We start from the raw sequence: 2656 nt of genomic DNA on the forward strand, positions 1-2656 counted from the left end.
AGCTGGTGTATAGCTGCTGACAATAGGAAAGGAGTCGATCATGATCACCAAAAAGGTTCTGGTTGCCGATCGCATCCGACGCATCGATGGGGGCTTCAGCTTTATCCCGCATCGATTTTTAACCGATGGATTTTTAAAGGCCTTAAGCCAACAGGAGTTGCTGTTGTATATTTTTCTGGTTTTGGCTGCGGATCGTTATGGACTCTCCTTTTACAGCTATGATCGCATCTGCTCATCTTTGCGCATGAGCCTTGAACAATATAGCGCTGCCAGAGTCGGGCTGATTGAAAAAGACCTGATCGCCTTTGATGGTACCCTTTTCCAGGTGCTTTCTTTGCCCTCCAAACCTGCTCAAGGTGCAATGAATAAACCTAAAGAGCAACTGACGGGTTGTCAGGCGCCGGCGGCCATCGGTTCTGTCATGACTCAATTATTTAAGGGAATTTAGCAAAATGTCCGATTCTCATATCCAGCAATGCATCGAATGGCTCAATTGGTACATCCAGCAATACGGGCCGCCACAAAAAGACCCTTCGGCAGTTGCCCGACTGATCCGCGCTACTGCCGATTACCTTGATTGGATGAAATCCGTCAACTATAGCTCTGCCACTCAACACCTGCACCGCAGGCAGTTGGAACTGTTTTTGGATTTTGTCAAAAACCGCCGTTTGCCTTGGCAACAACTTTTTACCGTCACAACCCGTGAGCATTTTAAAAAAATCAGTGGACTTGCCACCACGGCAGCCATCAATGGGCTCTCACGGTATCTGGTTGAACAGGGTCAGATAAAGACCCCGTTGCCACAGCATCCACAGCAAAGAAAACTTACCGGAATCTTTGAAGACTATTTGCGATATCGGCAAGACGGCCATCAGACAGACACCCACCAATTAGTCGCCATCCGAAGAGTGCTGTCTGCTCTTTGCGATTACCTCAACGAGCAGGATATCAGACTGCACCAGCTTCGTATCGAAGATCTCGATGCGTTTATGGCCAAGTTTTGCCAGCCCTTTTCGCCAGGCACCTGCCGTACCTATCGAACCATTGTGCGCGGCTTTTTAACTTATCTGCATCATCAATGCGGCATCTTAAAAAAAGACCTGGCGCCGCTTCTGATCGGCGCCGTCCAATTTGCCAAAGCCAAGCCTCCAAAATTTTTGCGTCCTCACGAAGTTAAGCAGTTGTTTGAAAGTCTGTCGGTTAACTCAGCTAAAAACCTTCGTACCTACGTCATGGTTCACCTGGCTTATACCCTGGGGCTGCGACCCTGCGAGATCTGCCGCATCACCTTGGATGATATCGCCTTTAAAAAAGCACAACTTAACGTCGAGGATCGCAAAAACAAACAACCGCTAACGCTTCCCATCGCTGAGCAAACCCTGAAGGCCATTGTCGCCTATATGGTCGGCGGCCGACCCAACAGCCAAGACCGTCATCTTATTTTAAGCTTGTCAGCCCCCTATGGTCCGATTGTCCCCGGCCTGGTGGGCCGCTATATTCAAGAGGCGATGCACAAGGCTGGACTGAGCTCAACGCCTTATTGGCTGCGCCATTCCTATGCCCAGCACCTGCTAAGTTCCGGCGCTTCGATCTATGAGATCAAACAGATGCTGGGACATCGTCATATCGAGTCCAGCCGCAAATATCTTCACATCCACACCGATTTGATGCGCGAGGTAATCTTAGATGAGCCGCTTTGAAAGCTTTCTGACACAACAGTTTGAAGATTACATGATCTACCGTTACCAGCTGGGCTATGATACCGACAACTTGCGCTGGGCGCTAAAAACCGTTGATCGCTATCTGCTCACCCAAAACGCCGGACCAAGCGATTTGACACCGACGTTTTTCCTCAGGCTGCAAGCCGATCTGCGCACGCAAAACAAAACGATCAATCGCGTGTTATCCTACACAAGAGGGTTCTTTGAATACCTAGTGCGAAAAGAATACTGCCAGCATAATCCTTTAAGAGATATCCCCTGCCTGCCCGAAGAAAACTTTATCCCGTTTATCTTTTCTCCATCTCAAATCAATGAACTGATTCATGCTACAGCTAAGCGTTTGCGAATATACGCCAAAGATTTTGTCAAAGATCTGGGCAGCTACATGGCCATTTTACTTTTGGCTCGCTGCGGAATGCGCATCTCAGAGCCTTTGCGACTGCAGCGTGAACACTTCCGAGCCGATGACAAAACGCTTTACATTGAAAAGACCAAATTTAAAAAAGACCGCCTCATTCCCATACCCAATTCGGTGGCCACCGAAATTACCAACTATCTATCCGTACGTCGCAGTTTTTGGCATGCGGATTCCAACTCTTATCTGCTGGCGATGAGCAAAGAAAAACCCTTCTACGACGAGTTCATCCGCCGGCGGTTTCACCAGGCGGTTAACGATATCGGTCTCAAGTGCCCCCGGCAAACCATGGGAAACACCAATATTGGTGCGCCCACGCCTCACTCACTGCGCCATAGCTTCGCAGTCAATACACTAAAGCGTATCAAAGATAAGGGTAAATCCCCACAAAATGCCCTTCCGGTGCTGGCCGCCTATTTGGGCCACAGCGAGTATAAGCACACGGTTAAATATCTCAAACTGCTTGATGCCGAGCATCGATACCAACTGGTTAATTTTATCTCTGCACAAAGGCAGACCC

3 protein-coding genes are annotated in these 2656 nt (G+C 48.8%); all 3 read left to right on the forward strand.

The annotated features are described in order from the left end of the window. Positions 1-40: 40 nt before the first annotated feature. Entirely contained in the window at positions 41-448 is a 408-nt protein-coding gene (locus tag GY683_RS04720) for a hypothetical protein (protein WP_297287648.1), read from the forward strand. Between the two features lie 4 nt (positions 449-452). Continuing rightward, complete coding sequence (locus GY683_RS04725; protein WP_297287649.1) at positions 453-1700, forward strand: tyrosine-type recombinase/integrase; 1248 nt, start codon at positions 453-455, stop codon at positions 1698-1700. Next, positions 1687-2656, forward strand: a 970-nt coding sequence (locus GY683_RS04730) for a tyrosine-type recombinase/integrase (RefSeq protein WP_297287650.1), incomplete at its 3' end; no start/stop codon positions are given. The genes GY683_RS04725 and GY683_RS04730, both read left to right, overlap by 14 nt.

The sequence above is a fragment of the Moraxella sp. genome, assembly GCF_024227015.1.
In the GTDB taxonomy this organism is placed as follows: domain Bacteria; phylum Pseudomonadota; class Gammaproteobacteria; order Pseudomonadales; family Moraxellaceae; genus Moraxella.

Excerpts from the sequence above, each read along its gene's own strand:
- GY683_RS04720 (WP_297287648.1), top strand. The coding sequence starts at position 41 with ATGATCACCAAAAAGGTTCTGGTTGCCGATCGCATCCGACGCATCGAT.
- GY683_RS04725 (WP_297287649.1), top strand. The coding sequence starts at position 453 with ATGTCCGATTCTCATATCCAGCAATGCATCGAATGGCTCAATTGGTAC.